Source organism: Bacillus sp. FSL H8-0516 (assembly GCF_038635285.1).
Taxonomy (GTDB): domain Bacteria; phylum Bacillota; class Bacilli; order Bacillales; family Bacillaceae; genus Bacillus; species Bacillus safensis.
The window spans coordinates 2,720,675-2,741,942 of sequence record NZ_CP152051.1 but is presented as its reverse complement, the minus strand read 5'-3'; the positions used below and the strand labels follow the sequence as shown (position 1 = coordinate 2,741,942).

The window sequence follows — 21,268 nt, the reverse complement described above, 5'->3', positions numbered from 1 at the left end:
AGGTGTCATGATGAAGCAACCTAATTGGCTGCTGCACCGTGCCTATTTAACGCCAGATCGAGTCGCACTCATTTATCAAGAGAAAGAGTGGACATTTCACGAATTAGCTCAAGAAGCGGAAGAGCTTTCAAATAGACTTGCTCAGACATCATTGAAAAAAGGGGAAACGGTTGCGCTTTTGATGAACAATCATCCTCATATGGTGATGCTTGTACATGCCTGTTTTTTATTAGGGTTAAAAATTGTGCTATTGAATAATAAGCTGACAAAAGCTGAAAGGCGCTATCAGCTAGAAGATGCAAAAGCCGCGGCGTTATTAACAGAATCTAGTTATGCAAGCGACCATGAGGGTGATTTACCCGTTTATACAATGGAAACTTTACCTAAACCAGGGCAAGGCCATGTCAACAAGATCGAGAGTGAATTTGATTTGAATGAAACAGCGACCATCATGTATACATCTGGTACAACAGGACGTCCAAAAGGGGTTGAGCAAACGTTTGGCAATCATTTTCATAGTGCTGTTTCCTCTGCACTGAATCTGGGTCTCAGAGAGGATGACCGCTGGCTCATTGCCCTGCCTCTTTTTCATATTAGCGGCTTATCTGCTTTATTTAAGTCTGTGATATATGGCATGACAGTCGTGCTTCATCAGAAGTTTGACGTCGATGAAGTAAAGGATTCTATTGAACGGCATCGTGTAACGATGATTTCTGTTGTGCAGACGATGTTATCTCGTTTGTTAAGCAGATTGGCAGAATGTCCGTCTTCTTTGCGCTGTCTTTTATTAGGCGGAGGACCTGCGCCTTATGCGATGCTTCAAGAAAGCAAAGAGAAGGGCTTTCCTGTCTTTCAATCGTACGGGATGACGGAAACCTGTTCACAAATTGTGACCCTTGCGCCCGAATTTAGTGTAGAGAAGCTTGGGTCAGCGGGAAAACCTCTTTTTGGGTGTGAGCTGAAAATTCAAGATGGTGATCGCATTTGCCGTCCTTTTGAGCATGGTGAAATCATGGTGAAAGGTGCAAATGTGATGAAAGGATACCTTTACCGTGAAGAGGCGACCGCGGCTGCTTTTGATGAGGGCTGGCTGAAAACGGGCGATATTGGCTATGTGGATGAGGAAGGGTTCTTATTTGTGCTTGACCGCCGTTCAGATTTAATTATTTCTGGCGGAGAAAATATTTATCCTGCGGAAATTGAAGCGGTTCTGCTAACACATCCGCATGTCAAGGAAGCCGGAGTAACGGGTATGTATGATGATAGATGGGGAGAGGTACCTGCTGCTTTCCTTGTAACAGATGATAAGATACCGGAGAATGAGCTCTATGCTTTATGTGGGTCGCATTTAGCCAAATATAAATGGCCCGCCGTTTTTCACTTTGTGGACGAGCTGCCAAGAAATGCGTCGAATAAATTGCAAAGGCACAGACTCAGATCAAAGGGGTTTTCAAATGATTCAAATTGAACGAGTAATTTTATATCATGTCACGATGAAGCTTAAACAGCCATTTACAACAAGTCTTGGAACCATTTCAGAGCGTGAGTTTATTATTGTTGAAGTCAAAGATCAGACAGGATTGACTGGATGGGGAGAAGTCTCTGCTTTTTCTTCTCCGTGGTATACAGAAGAAACAATTGAGACTTGCTATCATATGCTGAGGGCTTTCTTTATACCGAACGTGCTGACGCGCACCTTTACACATCCTTCAGAAATCCCTGACAGTCTATATCATTTTAAAGGCAATAGGATGGCGAAAGCAGGCATTGAAGCGGCTGTTTGGGATATTTATGCGAAGCGTGAGAATAAGTCTTTACGCGATGTATTAGGCGGTACAAAAGATAGAATACCATCTGGTGTTGTGGCGGGGTTAGGCCCTATTGACGATATGCTTGAGCAAATTCAGCAATTTGTTGACCAAGGTTATCAGCGGGTGAAGGTGAAAATTAAACCGGGGCAAGATATTGGACTTCTTCAAAAGATCAGAGAGTCTTTTCCTGATCTGCCATTAATGGCAGATGCAAACTCTGCTTATGAATTAAAAGATATTAGCAAGCTTAAGCAGCTCGACGATATTCGTTTATTAATGATTGAACAGCCTTTAGCTGCAGATGATATTGTGGACCACCGCCATTTGCAAAAGCATTTAAAAACGCCGATTTGTTTAGATGAAAGTATTTGTTCTTTAGATGATGCTAGAAAAGCTGTAGAGCTTGGCAGCTGTCAAATTATTAATGTGAAGCCTTCACGAGTTGGCGGATTGACAGAGGCTCTTAAAATTCATACGTTCAGTAAGGAGCATCAAATTCCGTTATGGTGCGGAGGGATGATTGAAACAGGTATTTCCCGAGCGCAGAACGTAGCACTTGCTTCGCTTCCTCAATTTACGATTCCCGGTGATATTTCAGCTTCGTCAAAATTTTGGGAGCAGGATATCATTTTTCCTGAAATTAAGGTTGAAAATGGGTTTATTGAGGTGCCTCGTTCACCAGGAATGGGCGTGGAAGTTGATTACCAAGCGCTCCGTTCGTTTTCTGATAAAATCGACGTGTTTACAAAACATGATTTTGTGAGATAAAAACGAAGGAATCACCTTTTGCATCCCAAATAGAATCTAGATATAGTGAGAGAAAGTTTTTCCTTCCTGTCTGAACAAAAAAGAAAGAGCGGTGATCCGCTCTTTCTTACTCTTCAACCAGCTCGCTGTCATAAGCAAGCTGTCCGATATACTGATGAATTTCACTTGGCATGTTTGATGCATGTCCATATTCATAATCCCAAAGATTTAAAAAGGAGTGAGCGGCTTGGTGGAATGCGGCTTCATCCGCGTCATGAATTTCGTCAAAAAACGTTTGAAGCAACCGATCGTGTTTCAAATTGAAGCGCCTCCTTCAATGAGACTTAAAGGTCTTGTGGTTTAAACGTTTTACAATCCGTTTCTTCACTTTTCTCAGCCGTATTTCCTGTGTGGCTGACGACATAGATTGCATCTGCACCACAGCGGTTTCCAGCATTCCAATAGGAACAGTTATTGACTTCACAAAGGATTTTTTGACTCATACAGATGACCTCCTTTTGAGTATGTCTTTCATCTATAATGTAACCGAAATGAAGCTCGTCCATTCATGTTAATCTTCCTGACGAATATAGCGCTTATCTTTCATAAATAATTTCCAGAAGAAATAAAATCCGGGAAACAAGATGATAAACCCTACAATATAGGTGATAAATAATGCCCTAAATGTGACAGGGTCTGTAAATCCAGACATGATTGTAATATCTGGATAAGCCATGTAAGGCAAATGGGCACGCCCATACACATAGCTTGCTAAGAAATATTGAATGGTAATCGCAATGACGGCAAGGCGTGGTCTCCCTTTCCGATGCTTAAACCGGCTGTTTGGTAAAAATAGAGCCAGTCCTGCGAGCAAAAACATTAAGAGAGATACAAGAAGAATAGGAATGTTCTGCATCATTTTTGTGAACAGCCAATTGGCCTCGCTTCGTAATGTCAGCATGATAAAAAAGGCCATCATGAGTGAAAGTGGACCCGTAATGAGCGCCCCTCTTCTATAAATGCTGTAAGCTTCATCTTCATCAGCAACATTAGAGAAATCAGCTAAAAGCAAGGACGAAAGAAAAAGGGTGCTGAAAATGGCAAAGCCGATAAAAGAATAGACATTTGCACTTGTAAAGACTAGTCCAAGATCTAATGAGTAGACGTTGTTCTCCTGAAAGATAAAGCCACCATGGGTGATTGGGAGAACCATGATCAGGATGGACGGAATGATAAAGCCGCTGATCCCTGAAATATACGTCACCGCTTTTCGGTATTTCTTAGGCAGTGAATGAGAAAACACGAGAAACCCGCTTCGCAGTGCAAGAAGCAATAAAATAATGCTGCCGGGTATTAATAAAACGGTACCAAGTACAAAGGTCGCACCTGGAAACAGGCTGAACAATGCGACAACGATGGCGACAATAAAGACGTTTGTCACTTCCCATGTTGGAGAAAGATACTTATTCGCGATATTAGCTGCCTTTGTTTGTTCTCTATTCATATAAATCATCGACCAAAATCCTGCGCCGAAATCCATTGATGCCATCACTGCATAGATAAAAACGAATCCCCATAAGATGGTGATTGCAATCAGCGCATCAGTTGTAACATCCATTTGCATCAAGATCGCTCCCTTTTTAAGATTCTGTTAACCGTAGGTCTTCTTCAATCGTATGTTTCCTAAAGTAGTAAGTCAGCACTATGACGGTTGCTATGCCTAAGATGAGATAGACAATGGCAAAAAGGATAAAAAGTGTCCCGATCGAGCCTGATGATGTGACAACCTCTGAGGTTTTGAGCATTCGATAAATAACCCATGGCTGGCGGCCTGTACAAGCAAAAATCCAGCCAAATTCAATAGCCAAAAGACTAAGAGGCCCGCCGAATAAGTAAAGAAAAAGAAGCCACTTCGGAAATTTGTCCCGTTTTAAAATTTTACGGTAAAGCAGCGCTAATACCGCAAATAGAATGAGCACCGATCCAATAATGACCATGCCGTTAAATAATGTGTGTATAAATAAAGGCGGCCACTCGTCACGAGGAAAATCATTTAAGCCTTTGACCACTGTATCGAAGCTATTTCCTGCCAGAAAACTGAGCGCCCAAGGAATTTCGATCGCACCTTTAATTTCCTGCGAATCAGCATCCGTAAAACCACCTATTGCAAGAGGCGCATGTGATTGCGTTTCAAATAAACCTTCAGCTCCAGCCAGCTTTTCAGGCTGATATTCATACAGAAGCTGAGCGGATTCGTGGCCATTTAAGGCTGTTAGAAAAGAGAAAAGTCCTCCTACAATGAGTCCAAGAAAAAGGGCTTTTCGATGAAATGTATAGAGCTTCTCATTTTTTCTCGTTTTGAGCATTTTAAAAGCTGCAACTGAAGCAATCACAAAAGCACCTGTTGTAAAAGCAGACAGCACAACATGTGTAGCAGTTACAGCAAAGCTTGGATTGAAAAAGGCCTTCCAAGGCTCGATATTTGTGATTTCTCCATTCACCATCTGAAAGCCGGCAGGTGTCCCTTCAAAAGCATGTACGTTTGTAATTAGAATCGCTGATGCAGCTGCACCAATGACGATAAAAATAACCGTAATGATGCGCATTGCATTTGATAGGCGATCCGCTGCGTACACATAAATAGACATAAATAATGCTTCTATAAAGAACGCATAGATTTCAATCTGGAATGGCAGTGACATGACCTTTCCGATGACCTCCATAAAACCTGGCCATAAAAGGGCAAGCTGCGTACCAGCAATAGTACCTGTTGGAATGGCGACCCCTAACAGAACAGCCTGTGCTTTTGTCCACCGCTTGGCCATGATGGCATAATGCGGGTCCTTCGTTTTTTGAAAGATGAGTTCAGCTAACAAAATCATTAGCGGGATGCCAACGCCAAGCGAGGCATAAATAATATGAAAGCCCATGGTTGTGCCGAACAGGCTTCTAGCTAAAACGAGATCAGTCAATTTTTTCTCCGCCTTTCTTATCGCTTCTCTTTTTCATGATGCTTATTATTCTCCACCATTTTTAGATTATTCTTCCTGACTAAGAAAGCTTGTTTTTTGACAAGTTGTAAAAGAGGGAGTAGAATATAAATATAAAACGTAACCATTACGTTTTATTAACGAAAGGAGTTTTGACATTGAAAAGAGATATTCATCCAACCTCACATGAAGTTGTATTTATGGACGTAAACAGCGGTTACCGCTTCTTGAGTAGATCAACAAAGACATCAAACGAGACAGTAGAGTGGGAAGATGGGAAAACGTATCCTGTCATTAAAGTAGAAACAAGCTCTGATACGCATCCTTTTTATACAGGACGTCAAAAATTCGGAGAAAAAGGCGGAAGAGCTGAGCAGTTTAAGAAAAAATATCAAATGTAATCAAAAAAGCACGCCTGATAACGGTGTGCTTTTTTTTACAGCAAAAAACCCCGGTTGATCACCCGGGGTTCAAAGCATTAATCATTTAATGCAGTTTTTAAGGTCTTTAAGTTTTGTTTCATTAAGCTGACGTAGCTTTCGCCATTTTTGACATCATCCTCAGTAATGGATTCTAGATTTTTAAGGGTCAAGCTTTTTGCCCCAATTTCACTGCGGATTGTATCTGATACTTTGCTGCTGACGTTGTTTTCAAAAATAACGTATTGAATGTGATGCTTTTCCGCTTTTTGTACAATGTTTTCGAGCTGTTTTTGTGATGGCTCCTCAGAAGCGGATAACCCTAAAACACTGATTTGCTCAATGCCATAGCGCTTTTCCCAATAACCATAAGCTGCGTGAGAAACAAGAATTTCTTTATGTTTAGCTTTAGATAACGTTGTTTTAAATTCTTGATCTAACGATTGCAAATCTTTTTTTAGATGTTCATAGTTTTTTGTGTATTCGTCTTTATGATCTGGATCTAAAGAGACGAGTGTGTCTTTAATGTTTTTCGCCATTTGCTGTGCATAAACCGGGTCTAACCATGCATGAGGGTCTTTATCTCCGTGATCGTGCCCGTCATGATCATGGTCTTCACCTTCATGGTCATGATCTTCGCCTTCTTCATGTGCATGTTCTTCATTTGTCGATAACAATTTGATGCCTTCGGCTGCTTTGACTGTTTTCACACCTTGGTCTTTTAAAGTGGCAGCAGTTTTGTCTGCGAATGCTTCAGCCCCTGTGCCGCTGTAGATAAAGGCATCACCTTCAGCCATTTCAACCATTGTTTTTGAACTTGGTTCAAAGCTGTGTGCATCTGCATTTGCAGGATACACGCTTTGAGCATGAACGTGAGAGCCGCCAATTTTTTCAGTGAAATCTTGAATTGGGAAGATCGTGGTGTAAATGATTAGTTTCCCGTCTGCTTTTCCTTTTGAAGCATTAGTGCCCGCGCTGCTTGAGCAAGCGGCAAGACCGATCGCGAATAAAGCAGCTGTTAAAATAAAAAAGATTTTTTTCATGTAGAAAATGTCTCCTCTCAATCTAATAGATAGAAATGATTACGATTTAATGTCCTGAGTTATTGTATCGTAATAATTACGATTTGAAAAGAGGAAAATAAAAAATTTTCATCAGCAGATGTTTCCTCTAAAAAAATAAGCTGCAAAACGTGACGAAATTTCTTACATTGTGCTATATTTATTTTTAAAAAAGATAAAGGAATGGACAAACGTATGAAACTTTTAGATGAAATCATCGAATATAATCAACAATTTATTGAAGAAAAGAAATACGAAGAATTTACAACAACAAAGTTTCCACAGAAAAAAGCTGTCATTCTATCGTGTATGGATACAAGACTTGTTGAACTGCTTCCGCGTGCCATGAACATGAAAAATGGTGATATTAAGATTGTCAAAAGTGCTGGAGCGCTTGTTTCGCATCCATTTGGAAGTATTATGCGAAGCATTTTAGTTGCTGTTTATGAATTAAATGCTGACGAGGTATATGTCATTGGGCACCATGATTGCGGGATGAGTAAAATAGACAGCCAAACACTTTTAAATAAAGCCGTTGAGCGCGGTATTCCAGAAAAACGTATTGAAGTACTGGAATACTCAGGAATTGATTTTAAACAGTGGCTCAAAAGCTTTAGTTCAGTCGAAGAGAGCGTGAAGGACAGTGTGTCTGTAGTAAAAAATCACCCGCTTCTTCCATCAGATGTACCTGTACATGGTCTTGTCATTGACCCTGGAACAGGGAAGCTTGACTTAGTTGTCAACGGATATGAAGAAAAGTAAGTTACTTTTCCTTTTTAGGCGGGACAGGATCGATGCCGCCAGGATGAAGCGGATGACATTTCAAAATCCGTTTTATGGTGAGCCAGCCGCCCTTGACCGCGCCATGCGTTTTGATTGCCTCTAGTCCATAGTTTGAGCATGTTGGATAAAACCGGCAGCTTGGCGGTGTCAGAGGGGAAATACATTTTTGATAAAAGCGTATTATGCCGATAAAAATTTGTTTCATAGAGGTTCCTCCTTGTCTGTCTTCCACAGTATAAGAAAAAAGAACAAGGAAGGAAAGTTTTATAAACTAAACTGGTCGGAGAAATATGTTATAATATAGGAAATTGCAATTATAGGAGTGGTGATTATGCCTTCAGTCGAAAGCTTTGAACTTGATCATAATGCTGTAAAAGCGCCATATGTTCGTCACTGCGGCGTTCATAAAGTGGGATCAGATGGGGAAGTAAATAAATTCGATATTCGTTTTTGTCAGCCCAACAAGCAGGCGATGAAACCTGATACGATTCATACATTAGAGCATTTGCTTGCGTTTAATATTAGAACACACTCAGAGAAATATGATCATTTTGATATCATTGATATTTCTCCAATGGGCTGCCAGACAGGCTACTATTTAGTTGTCAGTGGTGCACCAACTCCAAAAGAGATCGTTGAACTTCTTGATGCAACATTCAAGGATGCGGTTGAAGTAACAGAAATTCCTGCTGCAAACGAAGAGCAATGCGGCCAAGCGAAGCTTCATGATCTTGAAGGGGCAAAACGTTTAATGCGTTTCTGGCTTTCTCAGGATCAAGAAGAGCTTTTAAAAGTATTTGGTTAATAGAATGATGAACCGGACATTGAGATGTCCGGTTTTTTATTTGAATTCAAACAGAGATGTCAAAATAGGGGATATTTGTTAAAATGGACATGTCAGTAAAAGAAGGGGGAAACGCAGGATGCGAAAAATGTTGGGAATGATTCTGATACTCACGTTATTGAGTGCATGTGGAAACTCTGCAGCAAATAGCGGCAAAGGGGAAGTGCCTGAGCTATTAGAAGTAAAGCTCACAGGACCTGAGCAAGTGGAGAAAAATGAAAGCGTTATAGTAAAAGCAGCTGTCACATACGGTGATACGCCTGTTGATGATGCAGATGATGTTCAATTTGAAGTGTGGAAAGATGGCGACAAGGATAACAGCAAGATGATTCAGCCAAAGAAAGAAAACAAAGGTGTATACGAATTGCACACAGCCTTCAAAAAAGATGGCCTTTATATCATACAAGTCCATGTGACAGCTAAACAGCAGCATAATATGCCGAAAACGAACATCCACGTAGGTGAGGTGAAAAAAGAGAGTTCAACTACTGCAGAAGAAGAAACCTCACATCATTAAAAGCGGATTTATTTTGGATTAGGACGTTGATTTGGTTCTGCATCCTGTGGTGAATCGACTTTATGCTTATATTCATAAGCCTTCGATGTCGTCCACAATGATAAAAAGACAACGATTGAGATAATGATAAAGCTGATAATCCCAAGTAACAGCATCTAACTCCCTCCTTATTTCCATATTAACATATATTTCATGCAGTCAAAATAGAAGAAATACACGGCAGGTTTCAGTATAATAAGAAAAGGGTATTCTCATACTAAACGCAATTACATAAGGAGGAATAAATATGTCTGAACAATTATTAAACGTCGTTAATAAACAAGTAGCTGATTGGACTGTGCTTTACGTGAAATTACATAACTATCATTGGTATGTAAAGGGAAAAGATTTCTTTACACTCCATGAGAAATTTGAGGAACTATATACAGAAACAGCTACATATATTGATGATTTGGCTGAGCGTATGCTTGCTTTAAATGGACAGCCTGTTGCGACAATGAAAGAGTGCTTAGAAATTTCCAGCATTCAAGAAGCAGAAGGCAAAGAATCAGCGGAGCAAATGGTGAAAAATCTATATAATGATTTCTCCAATATCGCTGAGGAATTAAAGAAAGGAATGGAGCTGGCTGCAGAGGTTGGCGATGAAACTACAGGTGATATGCTGCTTGCGATTCATCAATCCATTGAAAAACACAACTGGATGCTTAAAGCATATTTAGGATAATACACGTATGTGAAAAGAATGTCGGTCATCAATAGACCGACATTCTTTTTTTATTGGAATAGGGACAGACAGCCCATTGAAATCATAGGGCTTTCAGCCGAAGAGAAAAGAGAAGGGAGGGAAGAAGATGTCTTCTATTGCAGGAATGATGAGTCAGCAAGTAGCGAGCATTCAAAAGACACTCAATATTAGTTTGTTGAATTCACAGCTTGCTACGAATACAGCACAAGCTATGGTGATGCTGGATCAAGTGCAGCAGCAGCCTCAAGCTGTTCAGCCAAAGGATTCAGATGCTTCATTTATTGATGTCAGAGTCTAAAAAGAGAAGTCGCCTCATGGGCGGCTTTTTTGGTCTCATTCGTCTCCCTGAATACATAACAGCGCCTTTATTTTTTGTCGTCCAAGCTATTGCGAGAATTCGGCATATACTATTGAGGTAAGGAGTTCCACTTTGAAAGGATGTTGATGCCAAGTGAGCAAGGATTTAGGCATCTTTTCGTTGGTTACAGTGAGTTTGTCGGCGATGGGCTTTCTGTTTGGTGGAGCAGGATATTTACTGATGATTTTAGTGACGTTGATGGCTATTGAATTAATTTGTTCAAGCCTAAGAGAATCTTTGACTGGGCAGCTCACAATGAAGCGGTTTTTAACGCGGCTTGTTCGAAAGGTCGTGACCGTCTCCTTAATATCTATGGCACATTTCTTCGATGTCATGCTGAAGACAAATGGGACGATTAAGGATTTAGCGATCATCTTTTATATTATTTATGAATCTTACCAAATCGTCTCGACAGCCAGAGCCCTTGGAGTTCCCATTCCACAGTTGTTTATTGATGTATTGGACATGTTGAAAAATAAATTGCGCAAAAAGCCGTAATTTCCTCATATCTGGTCATACTAAAGGCAAAAAGGATGATTCGGATGGCGAGACACACATACTATGTATCCGTACAAGATGGATCGATATCGCAGCATAGAGATGCAGCGGCTTGGCAATTTCAAATAGAAGCAGATGATGATCAAATTTTGCAGCTGAGAGACTACTTCGATGAACAGTATATGACAGATTGGAAAGGCTTCTTTCGGGCGCATGTTCCGTTTCTTGAATATCATTATGATAGTCCAAATGATGAAATGGATAGAAAAAGAAAAGAGATTTACACAATGATTTATGAGCTCGGCAATGAAGAAACAAGGAGCTTTATTGAGACAAACGGTTTGATGAATTGAAAAAGCATGTAGAGAATCTCTACATGCTTTATTTTCGCGGTTGTAAAATGCCTCCGATCAAATCACTGATCCCGCCGCCTCTATTTTCTTGCTGTGAATTGGTGAATTCATGAGTGGAGCTCTGGCTCTGAGGTTTGTAGCGATTATCATCTAAGCCCACCCGTAAGCCAGATGTGCGCTCAGATGGCTGGATAATGACAATTTGATCTTGTTCCTGAAACTCAAATAAGTAGGATTCGCCAGAAGTTTGTCCAATGAAAGTTTTCCAGTTCACATCTAGTTTGACCTTCGGTGCTTTGCCTGTCCAAGCAACAATTGCGTCAGGGTCTACACGGCAGGGGGCTTTTAAAATGAGCGGATTTCCATTCGTTTTAATGGCGACTTGCGCTCCGTGCCCTTGATAAGAGAGTTTTGATGTAAACAGTCCTTTCTGTGATAAAATACCAACGCCTACTGGTGTGACGCCGTAATGGCATTCCTCAGTAAAGGCAAGTAAATCTTCACTTTCTACACTTACATGCTGCCAAGGACCGCTTGGCTCAAGATTAATCACTGTTACATGCTCGCTTGCATCCGCCAAGTAGCAAGTACCTTGTCCACTCACTTCCATCATCTCAAGGTTTTCACCTGTGAATTTTCTGCTGATATGGTTAAATACTTGGCTGACCATATTTCCTTTATTCGTTCCAAGTAATCGCTTGCGGTATTGGAAACTTCCTTGATCAGCAATCATGGCGCCTTTTTTGGCAAAAAAGATTCCGCTGCCTTCTGCTTGTAAGGTAAGTTCTTCTATCGTGTTGAAATGAAATCCCATAGGTGCCGGCTCCTTTCCTGCGTCAAGATGTAAATCCGTAGATGCGGCATAAATCATTTAAATCTAGAGTAGTCCCTTGCCCGGTCGCCGTGATTTTCCATTCCTCCTGATCTCTCGTGAGTTCAGCGCATATAATGGATGTACAATACGAATAATCCTCTGTTAACTGAAAGGTACAAATCTCTTGCTGCGAGATTTGATCCGTAAGTCGCACGTAGGCATTGGTGACTTGTCCAAAATGATGCTGGCGTTCGTGTGCATCATGTATCGTGGCTGTGACGACAATTTTATGAATATCAGGTGAGACTCTGCTTAATTGCATAATAATCATTTCATTGTCTCGATACCCTCCGCCAAATTGATGATCACCAAGATGACGAACAGCTCCATCTAAGCTTTGCTGCTGGTGATAATAGATCAGATGCTTAGGAGACAACAGCTTGTCCTCTTCATTTAAAAGAAACACTTGCGTATCTAAATCAATTGGCTGACCAGCCAGGTCCCAGCCAAGCCCGATATGAATTTGGTCGACCGCTGGATTGTCTTTTGTTAAATCTAACTTTTGCCCTTTCACGAGGTGTTTCTTGATCACCTCATGGGGTGCGTTTTGTTTTGACCCATTTTTTATACTCATGCTGATTTCCTCCTCGTTGTCATAGGACAAACACTGATTCATTTACGTTATATAGGGATAAAAGGTTTCATGATTAAAATTGGGTGAAGTTGGAGATGATAAAAAGGTTTTAGCAACAATACCTCATTTTAGATACAGACGAGTTGGAACCACTCGTTTGTTTCACTTTTGATAAAAATTCTTCAGATAAATGGGATCTGTGGTATGATGTTTTACAAGAAGCAAGGACAGGATATGAGGGATTTCACATGCATGTATTTAAAGACTATTATCATAATACGGTCAAGCTCTCTTTTGAGGAGAAGCCTTTTTCAAGTCATCCTAAGCATGTTTGGGCCATCTGCCGCTACCAAGGGAAATGGCTGCTTACTGAACATGAGGATCGGGGCTATGAGTTTCCAGGAGGGAAAGTTGAGCCGGATGAAGAAGCAGACCAAGCCGCTATACGGGAGATTCAAGAAGAGACGGGTGCTGTTGTTCGTGAATTAACGTATATTGGTCAATATCAGGTGCTGGGCAGAGAAAAGGTCATTGTCAAGAATATTTATTTCGCTGATATTGAAAAGCTAGTGAAGCAAGACACGTATTTTGAAACGAAAGGACCCGTTCTTTTCGCAGACTTGCCAAAATCCATCGCCAAAAATAAGAATTTCAGTTTTATTATGAAAGATGATGTGTTAAGACAAAGTCTTGCTTATTTAGAAAAGAACGGTTTGATTCGTTAAAAAAAGCGCAGGGGTGACAATCCCTGTGCTTTTTTATTTTTGAAGAAAACGGCGTTCGAGCCATTCCACAAGCTGGTACATGATGGTCGCAAACACGGCAATAATGAAAAGACTTAAGAACACGAGTGTAAAGTTGAAGACTTGAAAGCCGTAAATGATCATGTAGCCGAGCCCTTTTGAGGAAACAAGAAATTCCCCTACAATAACCCCAACCCAAGAAAGGCCGACATTGACCTTGATGGCAGAAATCATCGTTGGAATACTAGCTGGCAAAATGACCTCGCGAAAGACGACGCTTTTTTTCGCACCAAAGGTTTTCATCACCTTTAAATAATTCTCATCGACCTCTTGAAAGGCTGTATAAATGACGATCGTCGTAATGATCACACTAATGATTGCGCCCATGGCAACGATGCTGATCATGCCAGGCCCAAGGGCAACAATTAAAATCGGGGCGAGGGCAACTTTTGGCATGGCATTTAAAATGACTAAATAAGGATCAAGAACGTTTGCCAGGCGCGTGGACCACCATAAGGCGGCAGCAAGCAAAATACCGCAAAAGGTACCAAGTAGAAATCCGAGCACCGTTTCAAATAATGTAATACTCATATGATTCACTAAAGACCCATCGGATATTTTTTGTACAAACAATTGGCAGACCGCAGATGGTGAACTAAATATCAGTGGATCGATGAGACGAAAATGACTGGCAAGCTCCCAAAGCGAAAAGAAGCTGGCGAAAATAATGAACTGATAGATTCGGGTCATGCGTTTTTCCATTCGGTATTTTTTGCGATAGGCTTCATGTAAAAGATCACTGTGTTTCAACGGTTTTCAGCTCCTTCCAAATCGTTTGAAAGAGCTCTTGGAAACTCTGGGTCTGTCTTGCTTCGAAAGGAGAAAGAGTCCTCAGATCATCTGAAACGGTAAAAATCCGCTGAATCGAGCCGGGATGCTTAGAGAATAAGAAAATGCGGTCACTCATCGCAATGGCTTCGCCAATGTCATGTGTCACAAGGACCGCTGTTTTTTGATAGTTTTTGAGTGTATGAAAGACGAGATCCTCTAATGTTAGTTTGGTTTGGTAGTCTAGAGCTGAAAAGGGTTCGTCTAGTAAAAGCAGACCGGGATTCACTGCAAGCGTTCGGGCGAGAGCCGCACGCTGCCTCATACCGCCTGACAGCTCTTTCGGGTATTTTTCCTCTACATCATGAAGGCCAAGCTTAGGCAGTAAGCCAAGAGCGGCGGAGGTGGCTTCATGTGAATCTTGTTTGGTAATTTTCAACCCGAGAATGATATTTTCCTTGATGGTTTTCCAAGGGAACAAATAATCCTGCTGGAGCATGTAGCCGATTTGATGCTCCTTTTGATTCGGTTCTTTTCCTTCGATTAAAATTCGGCCTTCAGAGGGCGGCGTTATTCCTGCAATGATAGACAGCAAGGTGGTTTTTCCGCACCCGCTGGGACCAATAAATGAAATAAATTCTCCTTGGTCTATCTCCATATTGATGTGCTGTATGGCCGTTGTTTTTTCTTTTAAAGAGAAGTACGTGTGGGTCACATGGTCAATTTGAAGGAAAGACATGTGCTACCTCCTATTCTATTTATGTTCTGTGACCTTCTTTGCAATGGATGAATCGACAAGTTGTTTGTACGGGATAAATTTCGGCAATTCATCGCTCTCCTTCATAATTTCCTGCAATTTGTTCCATTCCTCTTCATTCAGAAGGGGGTCTGTTGCATAGGATTCCTGCTGTTTGTAGCGTTTAATGGCTGTTGATAAGACATCAAGTGCTGTGTCAGGAAAATGAGATTGAATGGTTTTGGCAATCTCCTCCGGCTGCTTGGCTTCCACCCATTTCTGCGCTTTGTAAATGGCACGAGTGAAGGCTTCAGCTGTCTCTTTGTTTTCCTCTAAGTAACTTTTCTTTGCCATGAAGGTGGTATAAGGCACCTTTCCGGAAGCCTCTCCAAAGGAGGCGGTAATGTACCCTTTGCCTTCTTTTTCAATTAAGGATGCTGTCGGTTCGAATAACTGCACAAAATCGCCAGTTCCAGAGGAGAAAGCACCTGAAATGTTGGCAAAATCAATATTTTGAATCATACGGAGATCCTTTTTTACATCAATGCCTTCCTTTTTCAGGACATATTCACCGACCATTTGCGGCATGCCGCCTTTCCGCTGTCCAAGAAAGTCTTTTCCTTTTAATTGATCCCAAGAGAATTCGCTCACTTTCTCCCTTGAAACAAGAAATGTACCGTCTGTTTGTGTCAGCTGTGCAAAGTTGACGACAGAGTCTTTTGTGTCTTGAGCCTCTACATAGATAGAGGATTCAGATCCGGTAAGGGCAATATCTGCACCACCGGATAAGAGAGCTGTCATCGTTTTATCGCCGCCCCAAGTCGTTTTTAATTCAACCTCTAGCCCTTCTTCTTTGAAGAAGTCCTCAGATAAGGCAACATATAGCGGAGCATAAAAAACCGAATGGGTCACCTCGGCTACTTGTACGGTCTGCTCTTGTTCTTTTTTACAGGCGACAAATGGAATAAAGAGCAGGACAACGACGATGAATGCCAGTCTGACTTTGATGGAACGATTCAAGAGTAATTCGCCTCCTTTGTTCTAGATCACTAATTAAAGTATGTCAAAAGGGATTTTTGGTGAGTGCCTAGATGAAAATAAGAAGCGCATTGTTTATTTATAGAACGTGTCTTTTTTTCTATACTAGAAGCATGAATACTTTCTTGAATTTGGAAGAAATAAAGGGGCGATTTCGTGTATAGAGTGAGTTGGGTATTTCTTGGGTGGTATTTGATAGGGCTCATATTAATGGTCTTTTTTGAGGTGCCAGTATGGCTTCAATTTGCAAATGGCATTTTCCTTGTGCTGTATGCCTGCTGTGTGATAGAGATTGGGCGAAATATTTATGGATCATGGGGGTTTGTGATCAAAAGGGCTGCTATTGTCGGGGTGCTGACATTTACGGTTGAATGGATAGGGATCACAACCGGTTTTCCTTTCGGGGCCTATGACTATTATCCGACGTTAGGTTTTCTATTGGCAGGGGTGCCTTTAACCATTGCTTTTGCATGGGTTGGTGTGTTTTTAAACAGCCTTTTTTTAGCCAATCAGCAGTCGAAATGGAAACGAGCTGTCGAAACGGGGATATGGATTGTCTTGCTTGACCTCATATTAGACCCAGTAGCGGCTGAACGGAAATTTTGGGTGTGGTATGACGGCGGTGATTTTTATGGTATTCCTTTTGAGAATTTTGTGAGCTGGGGTATGATTGGAGCAGGACTTTCCTTTCTCTTCCCGCTTGTTCAGATTGATCAAAAGGCTCTGAGCTGGACGAGCCGTATTTATCAGGCAATGGTGTTCTTTTTTGGTGTGCTGGCATTAAAGGGCGGGCTCGATGTCATTTTTTATTTAGTACTGATCATTGTTATTTTGTGTGAAGGAAGGGTTCAATTTGAAAGAAAGCGACAAAAGCCGATTGTTTAGACGTATATTTTCTCTTTATCTTGAGCGGTATTTACTTCATAAACATTTCCGCTGTGTGATGATGAAAGGCACTGTGGACCCAAACGAGAAGCTGCCTGTTCTTTATATCGCCAATCATAGCTCATGGTGGGATGGACTGATCATCTTTCTTTTAACAGAAAAAGCGTCCGAACTCGATCATTATATGATGATGGAGGAGAAACAGCTGAAGCAATATGCCTTTTTCCGAAAGCTTGGTGCCTTTCCGGTTCAGAAAAAGAATCTGAAAAGTGTGAAGCAAGCATTAATGACGGCAAAAGAGAACATGCAGGCTGGCGGGGCTGTATGGCTTTTTCCACAGGGGAAAATCATGCATCAGGATATGCGACCACTTGAATTGGAGGGCGGGGCTTCATTTTTAGTGAGACAATTTGAGCAAGTTGTGGTGAAGCCTGTGACCTTGCATTATACATTTAATCAATTTCAAAAACCGACAGTATCTGCTGTGTTTGGTGAAGATACCTTAGTATCTGGCGGAGAGCTTCGAAGCAAGGACGTGACGCATCTGCTCAGAGATCTGCTTGACACGCAGTTAAACGCACATCAAGCACAGGTCATCGCAGATCCTGATTTTTCAAACAATCAAGAATTTAGACAGATGACAAGGACAAGTCAGTCAACAAGTGATGCGTTTGATTCCTTTAAAAAGTGGGTGAAAACATGGCGGTCTTCTTAACCGTAATCAGTGTACTCTTGCTCTGTCAGTTTATTTTCACCATATGGAATATGAGGCAGCTTCCTGTTTTAAAGCCAGCATCCTTTCCGCCGGGTGAACCTATTTCATTATCAATTCTGATTCCAGCGAGAAATGAGGAAAACCGAATAGAAGCCTGTCTTCAGTCGATCGTTGATCAACGCTTTTATCCGAAAGAGCTTATCGTCCTTGATGACCATTCGACAGATCAGACAAGAGCGATGGTGGAGCGGTTTGCAGAAACATATCCGTGGATCCGAGTCCAGTCAGGTCAGCCATTAAAGCGGGGCTGGCTTGGTAAATCATATGCCTGCTCTCAGCTCGCAGAGGCAGCAGCTTCTGACTGGCTGCTATTTTTAGATGCGGATGTCCGGTTAAAAAAAGGGGCAGTTGAATCAGTATACAAGCAGTTATGTTTGCAAAAAACGGGCATGCTGTCAGGTTTTCCAGAACAAAAAACAGGTACATTTTTTGAGCATCTTGTCGTTCCTATGATGATGTTTACCATTGGCTGTCATCTGCCAGTGAAATGGGTAAGAAAATCTAAGAACCCCGCTTTTGCCGCAGCACATGGTGGTTTTATGGCCATTGAAAAGAATTGTTATCACGACATTGGCGGGCATGAAGCGATCAAGGATTCACTCGTTGATGATATGGCCTTGGCTAGACGGGTGAAGGAAAAAGGCTTTCCGTTCACACTTGCAAGCATTCATCCATTTGTGTATATGAGAATGTATGAAAGTGGACAAGAGGTTTGGGAAGGTTTCCGGAAAAATTTATTCCCAGGTGTGAATCGAAGCATTGCTTTATTAAGCAGTGTCTTTTGTTTATACACCCTCCTTTATTTGGTTCCTGTCATTTGTTTCATGATCGCATTGTTTCAGCTGGATGTTTTGAGCATATGCTTAGCCATTCTTTGCTATGGGCTGGGTGTGTCGATTAAAGCGGCAATAGATACTGAAAATGGGCGGACATCTGCGATGGCTTTTTTATTGCCGGTCAGTATTTTAAGCCTGATTGCTATCGGTTTTGCTTCTATGAAAATCGGTCTGAAAAAAGAAGGGTATGAATGGAAAGGGAGAAGGTACGAATGAAAAAAGTGATCATCATCGGCGGCGGACTTGGCGGATTATCAGCCGCGATTCGTCTACAGTCACGCGGGGTTCAGGTCACCATTTTAGAAAAAGAAGCGGCTTTAGGGGGGAAATTGCAGCGCCATCACGAGGCAGGCTACTCTTTTGATTTAGGACCGAGCACCATTACAATGAAGGCCTATTTTGAAGAAGTGTTTACATCCTGTCATAGACGGATGGAGGATTATGTGACTTTTTATCCGATTTCACCGCTTACCAAAAATATTTTTCCAGATGGACATACGGTCGAGTTTACGCCATATATTGAGCAAATGGAATCACAAATTGCTGCATTCAGTCCTGAAGATGCGAAGCAATACCGTGCATTTTTGCAGGAATCAAAGGTGCTTTTTCAAAAGGCAGAGGAGCAGTTTTTAAATCGTTTGTTATTGAGCTGGAAGGATAAGGCGGATGTAAAGCTGATGAAAGCATTTCTTGCTGTCAAACCATTCACATCGGTTCAGCGCCTGCTGCGTCAATATTTCCGTCATCCCCATACATTGGCGATGTTTGGACGGTATGCCACTTATATTGGCTCTTCTCCCTACGAGGCGCCGGCTATTTTTAATATGATGGCATATTTAGAAGGAGAGAAAGGGATTTATGGAATACAGGGAGGTACATATCGTCTAGTTGAGGCATTTGAGACACTGGCAAAAGAGTTAGGCGTTCAGATTTACCTCAATGAACAAGTGAACAAGATTCATGTGAAGGATCGGCGGATCAAAGGAGTGGAGACGGATCAGCAGATGTATGAGGCAGATCAAGTCATTGCAGGAGCAGATGCGCTGACTGTATACCGTCATCTCCTAGATGAAAAAGACCGTCCTCGTTTTTTAAATCAAAAATTGTCTGGCATTGAACCGTCGTTGTCGGGCTTTGTTCTCTTATTAGGAGTACCTAAAGTCTATAAACAGCTGGCTCATCACAATGTGTTTTTCCCTGAGGATTATGAGCAAGAATTCAAGGATATTTTTCAGAAAAAACAACTGCCTCAAGACCCGACACTTTACATATGCTATTCAGGCCATTCAGAACCAGCTTTAAGCGGAGGACCGGGAAGAAGCAACCTGTTTGTACTGGCCAATGCACCTTATGTGACAAAAGAGCAAGATTGGGACATGCTAAAGGAGACATATCGTCAGCATGTAAAAAACAAATTAATGGAAAAAGGTCTTTTTGATATGGATGAGCTTATTGAATATGAAGCGGTTCAAACCCCGCTCGATCTGCAGCAGAAAACGGGGGCATATCGCGGAGCCATTTATGGCATGTCTTCAAACTCGTTCAAACAGGCGTTCTTTCGCATCAATAATCAGTCAAAGGATATTGAAGGACTTTGGTTTGTTGGAGGAACAAGTCATCCAGGCGGCGGCACGCCGATAGTGACAAAATCAGGCCAGCTTGTCGCAGCAGCGATGCTGAAGCAATGGACGTAATCAAAGATGAAAAGGAGAGAAATCGAGTGATTGTGGAAAAAAGAAGGTTTCCGTCGCCCCATCCGCATATTCACTTATATACAGTGACCTATGAGGCAGATGGACTTCGGATGAAAGGGCTGCTCGCTGAGCCGGCCGGAGAAGGTCTCTACGACGGCTTTTTGTATTTACGAGGCGGCATTAAAAATGTGGGGATGGTCAGACCAGGCCGGATTGTGCAATTTGCCGCGCAGGGTTTTGTCGTCTTTGCTCCATTTTACCGAGGAAACCAAGGAGGCGAAGGGAACGAAGATTTTGCCGGAGAAGATCGAAAAGATGCGTTTGCTGCCTTTCAGCTGTTAAAACAGCACAAAAAAGTGAAGAAGGACCGCATTCATATCTTTGGTTTTTCGCGAGGCGGTATTATGGGCATTTGGACCGCTGTTGAAATGAAACAGGAGGCGGCTTCCTTTGTCACATGGGGAGGCGTCAGTGACATGAAACTGACTTATGAAGAGCGTGTGGATATGAGACGGATGATGAAGCGTGTGATTGGCGGACCGCCGCATAAGGTGCCAGAGGCATATGAGAACAGAACCCCTTTAAATGATGTGGACAAAATTGAAGCACCTGTCCTTATCATCCACGGAGAAGAAGATCAAAATGTATCGATTGAGCATGCGTATTTGTTAGAAGATGCGCTGCGCCAGCACGGGAAATCTGTGGAAACATGGTATTTCCACGGATACAACCACTATTTCCCGCCGCAGCATAATCGAGAAATTGTGAGAAGGCTGACCACATGGATGCACAGCCGAAAAAGCGGAAATGTGGTAAAATAAGCAGTATAACGAAATATAGAAAGTAGGGGGATTTTCATTATGGGAATGCCTGTTGAATTTAATACAATGATTGTCACAAAGGGAAAAGAGACAAGAATTGAAGAAAATGTATTTGAACTCATGAAGGATGGATACCGCATTTATCCACTAAATATTCCACTTGAGGTGCGTAAAACGAAAGACGGAGAAAAAACAGGGACAGCACATGTTGAAAAGCTGGAGCTGACAGACAATGTCACGAAGGTGACGTACCGTCTTGTATCATTACATTCAACAAACTAAAAAAAAGCTGAGGGATTGGGACTGACCCCCGTTTTTGAGACAGGGATCAAAACACC

General features: G+C 41.8%; 29 protein-coding genes. 17 read left to right on the top strand and 12 right to left on the bottom strand.

Annotated elements, in window-relative coordinates; genetic code table 11:
- Positions 1-7: 7 nt before the first annotated feature.
- A complete protein-coding gene (locus tag MHB67_RS13870) occupies positions 8-1,468 on the top strand; it encodes an o-succinylbenzoate--CoA ligase (RefSeq protein ID WP_342492578.1) in 1,461 nt (486 codons plus the stop codon).
- Complete coding sequence (gene menC / locus MHB67_RS13865) at positions 1,455-2,579, top strand: o-succinylbenzoate synthase (protein ID WP_024424935.1); 1,125 nt, start codon at positions 1,455-1,457, stop codon at positions 2,577-2,579. The genes MHB67_RS13870 and menC overlap by 14 nt, the downstream gene beginning before the upstream one ends.
- 106 nt (positions 2,580-2,685) lie before the next feature.
- On the opposite strand, the gene MHB67_RS13860 is transcribed toward menC, so the two are convergent.
- The 4 genes from MHB67_RS13860 to MHB67_RS13845 form a co-directional block, all read right to left on the bottom strand.
- Positions 2,686-2,877, bottom strand: coding sequence for a hypothetical protein (locus MHB67_RS13860; RefSeq protein ID WP_024424934.1), 192 nt, complete (start codon positions 2,875-2,877; stop codon positions 2,686-2,688).
- 25 nt (positions 2,878-2,902) lie between these two features.
- Positions 2,903-3,061, bottom strand: coding sequence for a DUF1540 domain-containing protein (locus tag MHB67_RS13855; RefSeq protein ID WP_008360682.1), 159 nt, complete (start codon positions 3,059-3,061; stop codon positions 2,903-2,905).
- Positions 3,062-3,129: 68 nt separating this feature from the next.
- Positions 3,130-4,176 carry a cytochrome d ubiquinol oxidase subunit II gene (locus MHB67_RS13850; protein WP_197172732.1) on the bottom strand — a complete coding sequence of 349 codons (1,047 nt, stop codon included), beginning with the start codon at positions 4,174-4,176 and terminating at the stop codon, positions 3,130-3,132.
- A 22-nt stretch (positions 4,177-4,198) separates the two neighbouring features.
- On the bottom strand, positions 4,199-5,530 hold the full coding sequence (locus MHB67_RS13845) for a cytochrome ubiquinol oxidase subunit I (protein WP_024424932.1): 1,332 nt from the start codon (positions 5,528-5,530) through the stop codon (positions 4,199-4,201).
- A gap of 176 nt (positions 5,531-5,706) precedes the next feature.
- Between MHB67_RS13845 and MHB67_RS13840 the strand changes: the two genes are divergently transcribed.
- The gene (locus tag MHB67_RS13840; protein WP_024424931.1) at positions 5,707-5,949 is read left to right on the top strand and encodes a type B 50S ribosomal protein L31; all 243 of its coding nucleotides are present in this window, start codon (positions 5,707-5,709) and stop codon (positions 5,947-5,949) included.
- A gap of 77 nt (positions 5,950-6,026) precedes the next feature.
- On the opposite strand, the gene MHB67_RS13835 is transcribed toward MHB67_RS13840, so the two are convergent.
- On the bottom strand, positions 6,027-7,010 hold the full coding sequence (locus MHB67_RS13835; RefSeq protein ID WP_024424930.1) for a zinc ABC transporter substrate-binding protein: 984 nt from the start codon (positions 7,008-7,010) through the stop codon (positions 6,027-6,029).
- Between the two features lie 213 nt (positions 7,011-7,223).
- Between MHB67_RS13835 and MHB67_RS13830 the strand changes: the two genes are divergently transcribed.
- Entirely contained in the window at positions 7,224-7,790 is a 567-nt protein-coding gene (locus MHB67_RS13830) for a carbonic anhydrase (protein ID WP_024424929.1), read from the top strand.
- A 1-nt stretch (position 7,791) separates the two neighbouring features.
- Here the strand turns inward: MHB67_RS13830 and yidD are convergent, their stop codons facing one another.
- Positions 7,792-8,016: a membrane protein insertion efficiency factor YidD gene (gene yidD, locus MHB67_RS13825; protein WP_024425785.1), complete on the bottom strand. Its 225-nt coding sequence runs from the start codon at positions 8,014-8,016 to the stop codon at positions 7,792-7,794.
- A gap of 126 nt (positions 8,017-8,142) precedes the next feature.
- Between yidD and MHB67_RS13820 the strand changes: the two genes are divergently transcribed.
- Positions 8,143-8,616, top strand: coding sequence for an S-ribosylhomocysteine lyase (locus MHB67_RS13820; RefSeq protein WP_003217624.1), 474 nt, complete (start codon positions 8,143-8,145; stop codon positions 8,614-8,616).
- A 118-nt stretch (positions 8,617-8,734) separates the two neighbouring features.
- On the top strand, positions 8,735-9,172 hold the full coding sequence (locus tag MHB67_RS13815; RefSeq protein WP_024425786.1) for a FixH family protein: 438 nt from the start codon (positions 8,735-8,737) through the stop codon (positions 9,170-9,172).
- An 8-nt stretch (positions 9,173-9,180) separates the two neighbouring features.
- Here the strand turns inward: MHB67_RS13815 and ytzI are convergent, their stop codons facing one another.
- Entirely contained in the window at positions 9,181-9,327 is a 147-nt protein-coding gene (gene ytzI, locus MHB67_RS13810) for a YtzI protein (protein WP_003217544.1), read from the bottom strand.
- 131 nt (positions 9,328-9,458) lie between these two features.
- Here ytzI and MHB67_RS13805 point away from each other — a divergent pair, with 131 nt between their 5' ends.
- The 4 genes from MHB67_RS13805 (at position 9,459) to MHB67_RS13790 (ending at position 11,126) form a co-directional block, all read left to right on the top strand.
- A complete protein-coding gene (locus MHB67_RS13805) occupies positions 9,459-9,896 on the top strand; it encodes a Dps family protein (protein WP_133744337.1) in 438 nt (145 codons plus the stop codon).
- Positions 9,897-10,023: 127 nt separating this feature from the next.
- The gene (locus MHB67_RS13800; protein WP_024424925.1) at positions 10,024-10,215 is read left to right on the top strand and encodes a hypothetical protein; all 192 of its coding nucleotides are present in this window, start codon (positions 10,024-10,026) and stop codon (positions 10,213-10,215) included.
- Positions 10,216-10,368: 153 nt separating this feature from the next.
- Entirely contained in the window at positions 10,369-10,773 is a 405-nt protein-coding gene (locus MHB67_RS13795) for a phage holin family protein (RefSeq protein ID WP_024424924.1), read from the top strand.
- Between the two features lie 44 nt (positions 10,774-10,817).
- Positions 10,818-11,126, top strand: a complete 309-nt coding sequence (locus tag MHB67_RS13790) for a hypothetical protein (RefSeq protein ID WP_024425787.1) — start codon at positions 10,818-10,820, stop codon at positions 11,124-11,126.
- Positions 11,127-11,154: 28 nt separating this feature from the next.
- On the opposite strand, the gene MHB67_RS13785 is transcribed toward MHB67_RS13790, so the two are convergent.
- Entirely contained in the window at positions 11,155-11,940 is a 786-nt protein-coding gene (locus tag MHB67_RS13785; protein WP_133744336.1) for an AIM24 family protein, read from the bottom strand.
- 22 nt (positions 11,941-11,962) lie between these two features.
- Positions 11,963-12,574, bottom strand: coding sequence for a TerD family protein (locus MHB67_RS13780; protein WP_046312174.1), 612 nt, complete (start codon positions 12,572-12,574; stop codon positions 11,963-11,965).
- 248 nt (positions 12,575-12,822) lie between these two features.
- Here MHB67_RS13780 and ytkD point away from each other — a divergent pair, with 248 nt between their 5' ends.
- A complete protein-coding gene (ytkD, locus tag MHB67_RS13775; protein WP_133744334.1) occupies positions 12,823-13,299 on the top strand; it encodes an RNA deprotection pyrophosphohydrolase in 477 nt (158 codons plus the stop codon).
- Between the two features lie 33 nt (positions 13,300-13,332).
- On the opposite strand, the gene MHB67_RS13770 is transcribed toward ytkD, so the two are convergent.
- Genes MHB67_RS13770 through MHB67_RS13760 form a run of 3 tightly spaced genes read right to left on the bottom strand, consistent with a single transcriptional unit; the run spans position 13,333 to position 15,901 of the window.
- Positions 13,333-14,127: an ABC transporter permease gene (locus tag MHB67_RS13770; RefSeq protein ID WP_039180873.1), complete on the bottom strand. Its 795-nt coding sequence runs from the start codon at positions 14,125-14,127 to the stop codon at positions 13,333-13,335.
- The gene (locus MHB67_RS13765; protein WP_342492577.1) at positions 14,114-14,884 is read right to left on the bottom strand and encodes an ABC transporter ATP-binding protein; all 771 of its coding nucleotides are present in this window, start codon (positions 14,882-14,884) and stop codon (positions 14,114-14,116) included. Before MHB67_RS13765 ends, MHB67_RS13770 begins: the two co-directional genes overlap by 14 nt.
- Before the next feature lie 15 nt (positions 14,885-14,899).
- Positions 14,900-15,901 carry an ABC transporter substrate-binding protein gene (locus MHB67_RS13760; protein ID WP_330545428.1) on the bottom strand — a complete coding sequence of 334 codons (1,002 nt, stop codon included), beginning with the start codon at positions 15,899-15,901 and terminating at the stop codon, positions 14,900-14,902.
- 174 nt (positions 15,902-16,075) lie between these two features.
- Between MHB67_RS13760 and MHB67_RS13755 the strand changes: the two genes are divergently transcribed.
- From MHB67_RS13755 to MHB67_RS13730, 6 genes are read left to right on the top strand one after another with little or no spacing between them, the layout of a single operon-like run.
- Entirely contained in the window at positions 16,076-16,804 is a 729-nt protein-coding gene (locus MHB67_RS13755) for a carotenoid biosynthesis protein (protein ID WP_342492576.1), read from the top strand.
- The gene (locus MHB67_RS13750) at positions 16,773-17,519 is read left to right on the top strand and encodes a lysophospholipid acyltransferase family protein (protein ID WP_342492575.1); all 747 of its coding nucleotides are present in this window, start codon (positions 16,773-16,775) and stop codon (positions 17,517-17,519) included. The genes MHB67_RS13755 and MHB67_RS13750 overlap by 32 nt, the downstream gene beginning before the upstream one ends.
- Complete coding sequence (locus tag MHB67_RS13745) at positions 17,504-18,631, top strand: glycosyltransferase (protein WP_151863316.1); 1,128 nt, start codon at positions 17,504-17,506, stop codon at positions 18,629-18,631. The genes MHB67_RS13750 and MHB67_RS13745 overlap by 16 nt, the downstream gene beginning before the upstream one ends.
- Positions 18,628-20,109, top strand: coding sequence for a phytoene desaturase family protein (gene crtI / locus MHB67_RS13740; RefSeq protein ID WP_342492574.1), 1,482 nt, complete (start codon positions 18,628-18,630; stop codon positions 20,107-20,109). The genes MHB67_RS13745 and crtI overlap by 4 nt, the downstream gene beginning before the upstream one ends.
- Before the next feature lie 26 nt (positions 20,110-20,135).
- Complete coding sequence (locus tag MHB67_RS13735; RefSeq protein ID WP_044332311.1) at positions 20,136-20,930, top strand: prolyl oligopeptidase family serine peptidase; 795 nt, start codon at positions 20,136-20,138, stop codon at positions 20,928-20,930.
- A 39-nt stretch (positions 20,931-20,969) separates the two neighbouring features.
- A complete protein-coding gene (locus tag MHB67_RS13730) occupies positions 20,970-21,212 on the top strand; it encodes a DUF2584 domain-containing protein (RefSeq protein ID WP_025092385.1) in 243 nt (80 codons plus the stop codon).
- The last annotated feature ends 56 nt before the right edge of the window (positions 21,213-21,268 follow it).

What these genes read in the sequence shown, in the direction of transcription:
- MHB67_RS13870 (WP_342492578.1), top strand. Translation starts at nt 8, where the DNA reads ATGATGAAGCAACCTAATTGGCTGCTGCACCGTGCCTATTTAACGCCA.
- menC (WP_024424935.1), top strand. Translation starts at nt 1,455, where the DNA reads ATGATTCAAATTGAACGAGTAATTTTATATCATGTCACGATGAAGCTT.
- MHB67_RS13855 (WP_008360682.1), bottom strand. Translation starts at nt 3,061, where the DNA reads ATGAGTCAAAAAATCCTTTGTGAAGTCAATAACTGTTCCTATTGGAAT.
- MHB67_RS13850 (WP_197172732.1), bottom strand. Translation starts at nt 4,176, where the DNA reads ATGGATGTTACAACTGATGCGCTGATTGCAATCACCATCTTATGGGGA.
- MHB67_RS13835 (WP_024424930.1), bottom strand. Translation starts at nt 7,010, where the DNA reads ATGAAAAAAATCTTTTTTATTTTAACAGCTGCTTTATTCGCGATCGGT.
- MHB67_RS13830 (WP_024424929.1), top strand. Translation starts at nt 7,224, where the DNA reads ATGAAACTTTTAGATGAAATCATCGAATATAATCAACAATTTATTGAA.
- yidD (WP_024425785.1), bottom strand. Translation starts at nt 8,016, where the DNA reads ATGAAACAAATTTTTATCGGCATAATACGCTTTTATCAAAAATGTATT.
- MHB67_RS13820 (WP_003217624.1), top strand. Translation starts at nt 8,143, where the DNA reads ATGCCTTCAGTCGAAAGCTTTGAACTTGATCATAATGCTGTAAAAGCG.
- MHB67_RS13815 (WP_024425786.1), top strand. Translation starts at nt 8,735, where the DNA reads ATGCGAAAAATGTTGGGAATGATTCTGATACTCACGTTATTGAGTGCA.
- ytzI (WP_003217544.1), bottom strand. Translation starts at nt 9,327, where the DNA reads ATGCTGTTACTTGGGATTATCAGCTTTATCATTATCTCAATCGTTGTC.
- MHB67_RS13805 (WP_133744337.1), top strand. Translation starts at nt 9,459, where the DNA reads ATGTCTGAACAATTATTAAACGTCGTTAATAAACAAGTAGCTGATTGG.
- MHB67_RS13800 (WP_024424925.1), top strand. Translation starts at nt 10,024, where the DNA reads ATGTCTTCTATTGCAGGAATGATGAGTCAGCAAGTAGCGAGCATTCAA.
- MHB67_RS13790 (WP_024425787.1), top strand. Translation starts at nt 10,818, where the DNA reads ATGGCGAGACACACATACTATGTATCCGTACAAGATGGATCGATATCG.
- MHB67_RS13785 (WP_133744336.1), bottom strand. Translation starts at nt 11,940, where the DNA reads ATGGGATTTCATTTCAACACGATAGAAGAACTTACCTTACAAGCAGAA.
- MHB67_RS13780 (WP_046312174.1), bottom strand. Translation starts at nt 12,574, where the DNA reads ATGAGTATAAAAAATGGGTCAAAACAAAACGCACCCCATGAGGTGATC.
- ytkD (WP_133744334.1), top strand. Translation starts at nt 12,823, where the DNA reads ATGCATGTATTTAAAGACTATTATCATAATACGGTCAAGCTCTCTTTT.
- MHB67_RS13765 (WP_342492577.1), bottom strand. Translation starts at nt 14,884, where the DNA reads ATGTCTTTCCTTCAAATTGACCATGTGACCCACACGTACTTCTCTTTA.
- MHB67_RS13745 (WP_151863316.1), top strand. Translation starts at nt 17,504, where the DNA reads ATGGCGGTCTTCTTAACCGTAATCAGTGTACTCTTGCTCTGTCAGTTT.
- crtI (WP_342492574.1), top strand. Translation starts at nt 18,628, where the DNA reads ATGAAAAAAGTGATCATCATCGGCGGCGGACTTGGCGGATTATCAGCC.
- MHB67_RS13730 (WP_025092385.1), top strand. Translation starts at nt 20,970, where the DNA reads ATGGGAATGCCTGTTGAATTTAATACAATGATTGTCACAAAGGGAAAA.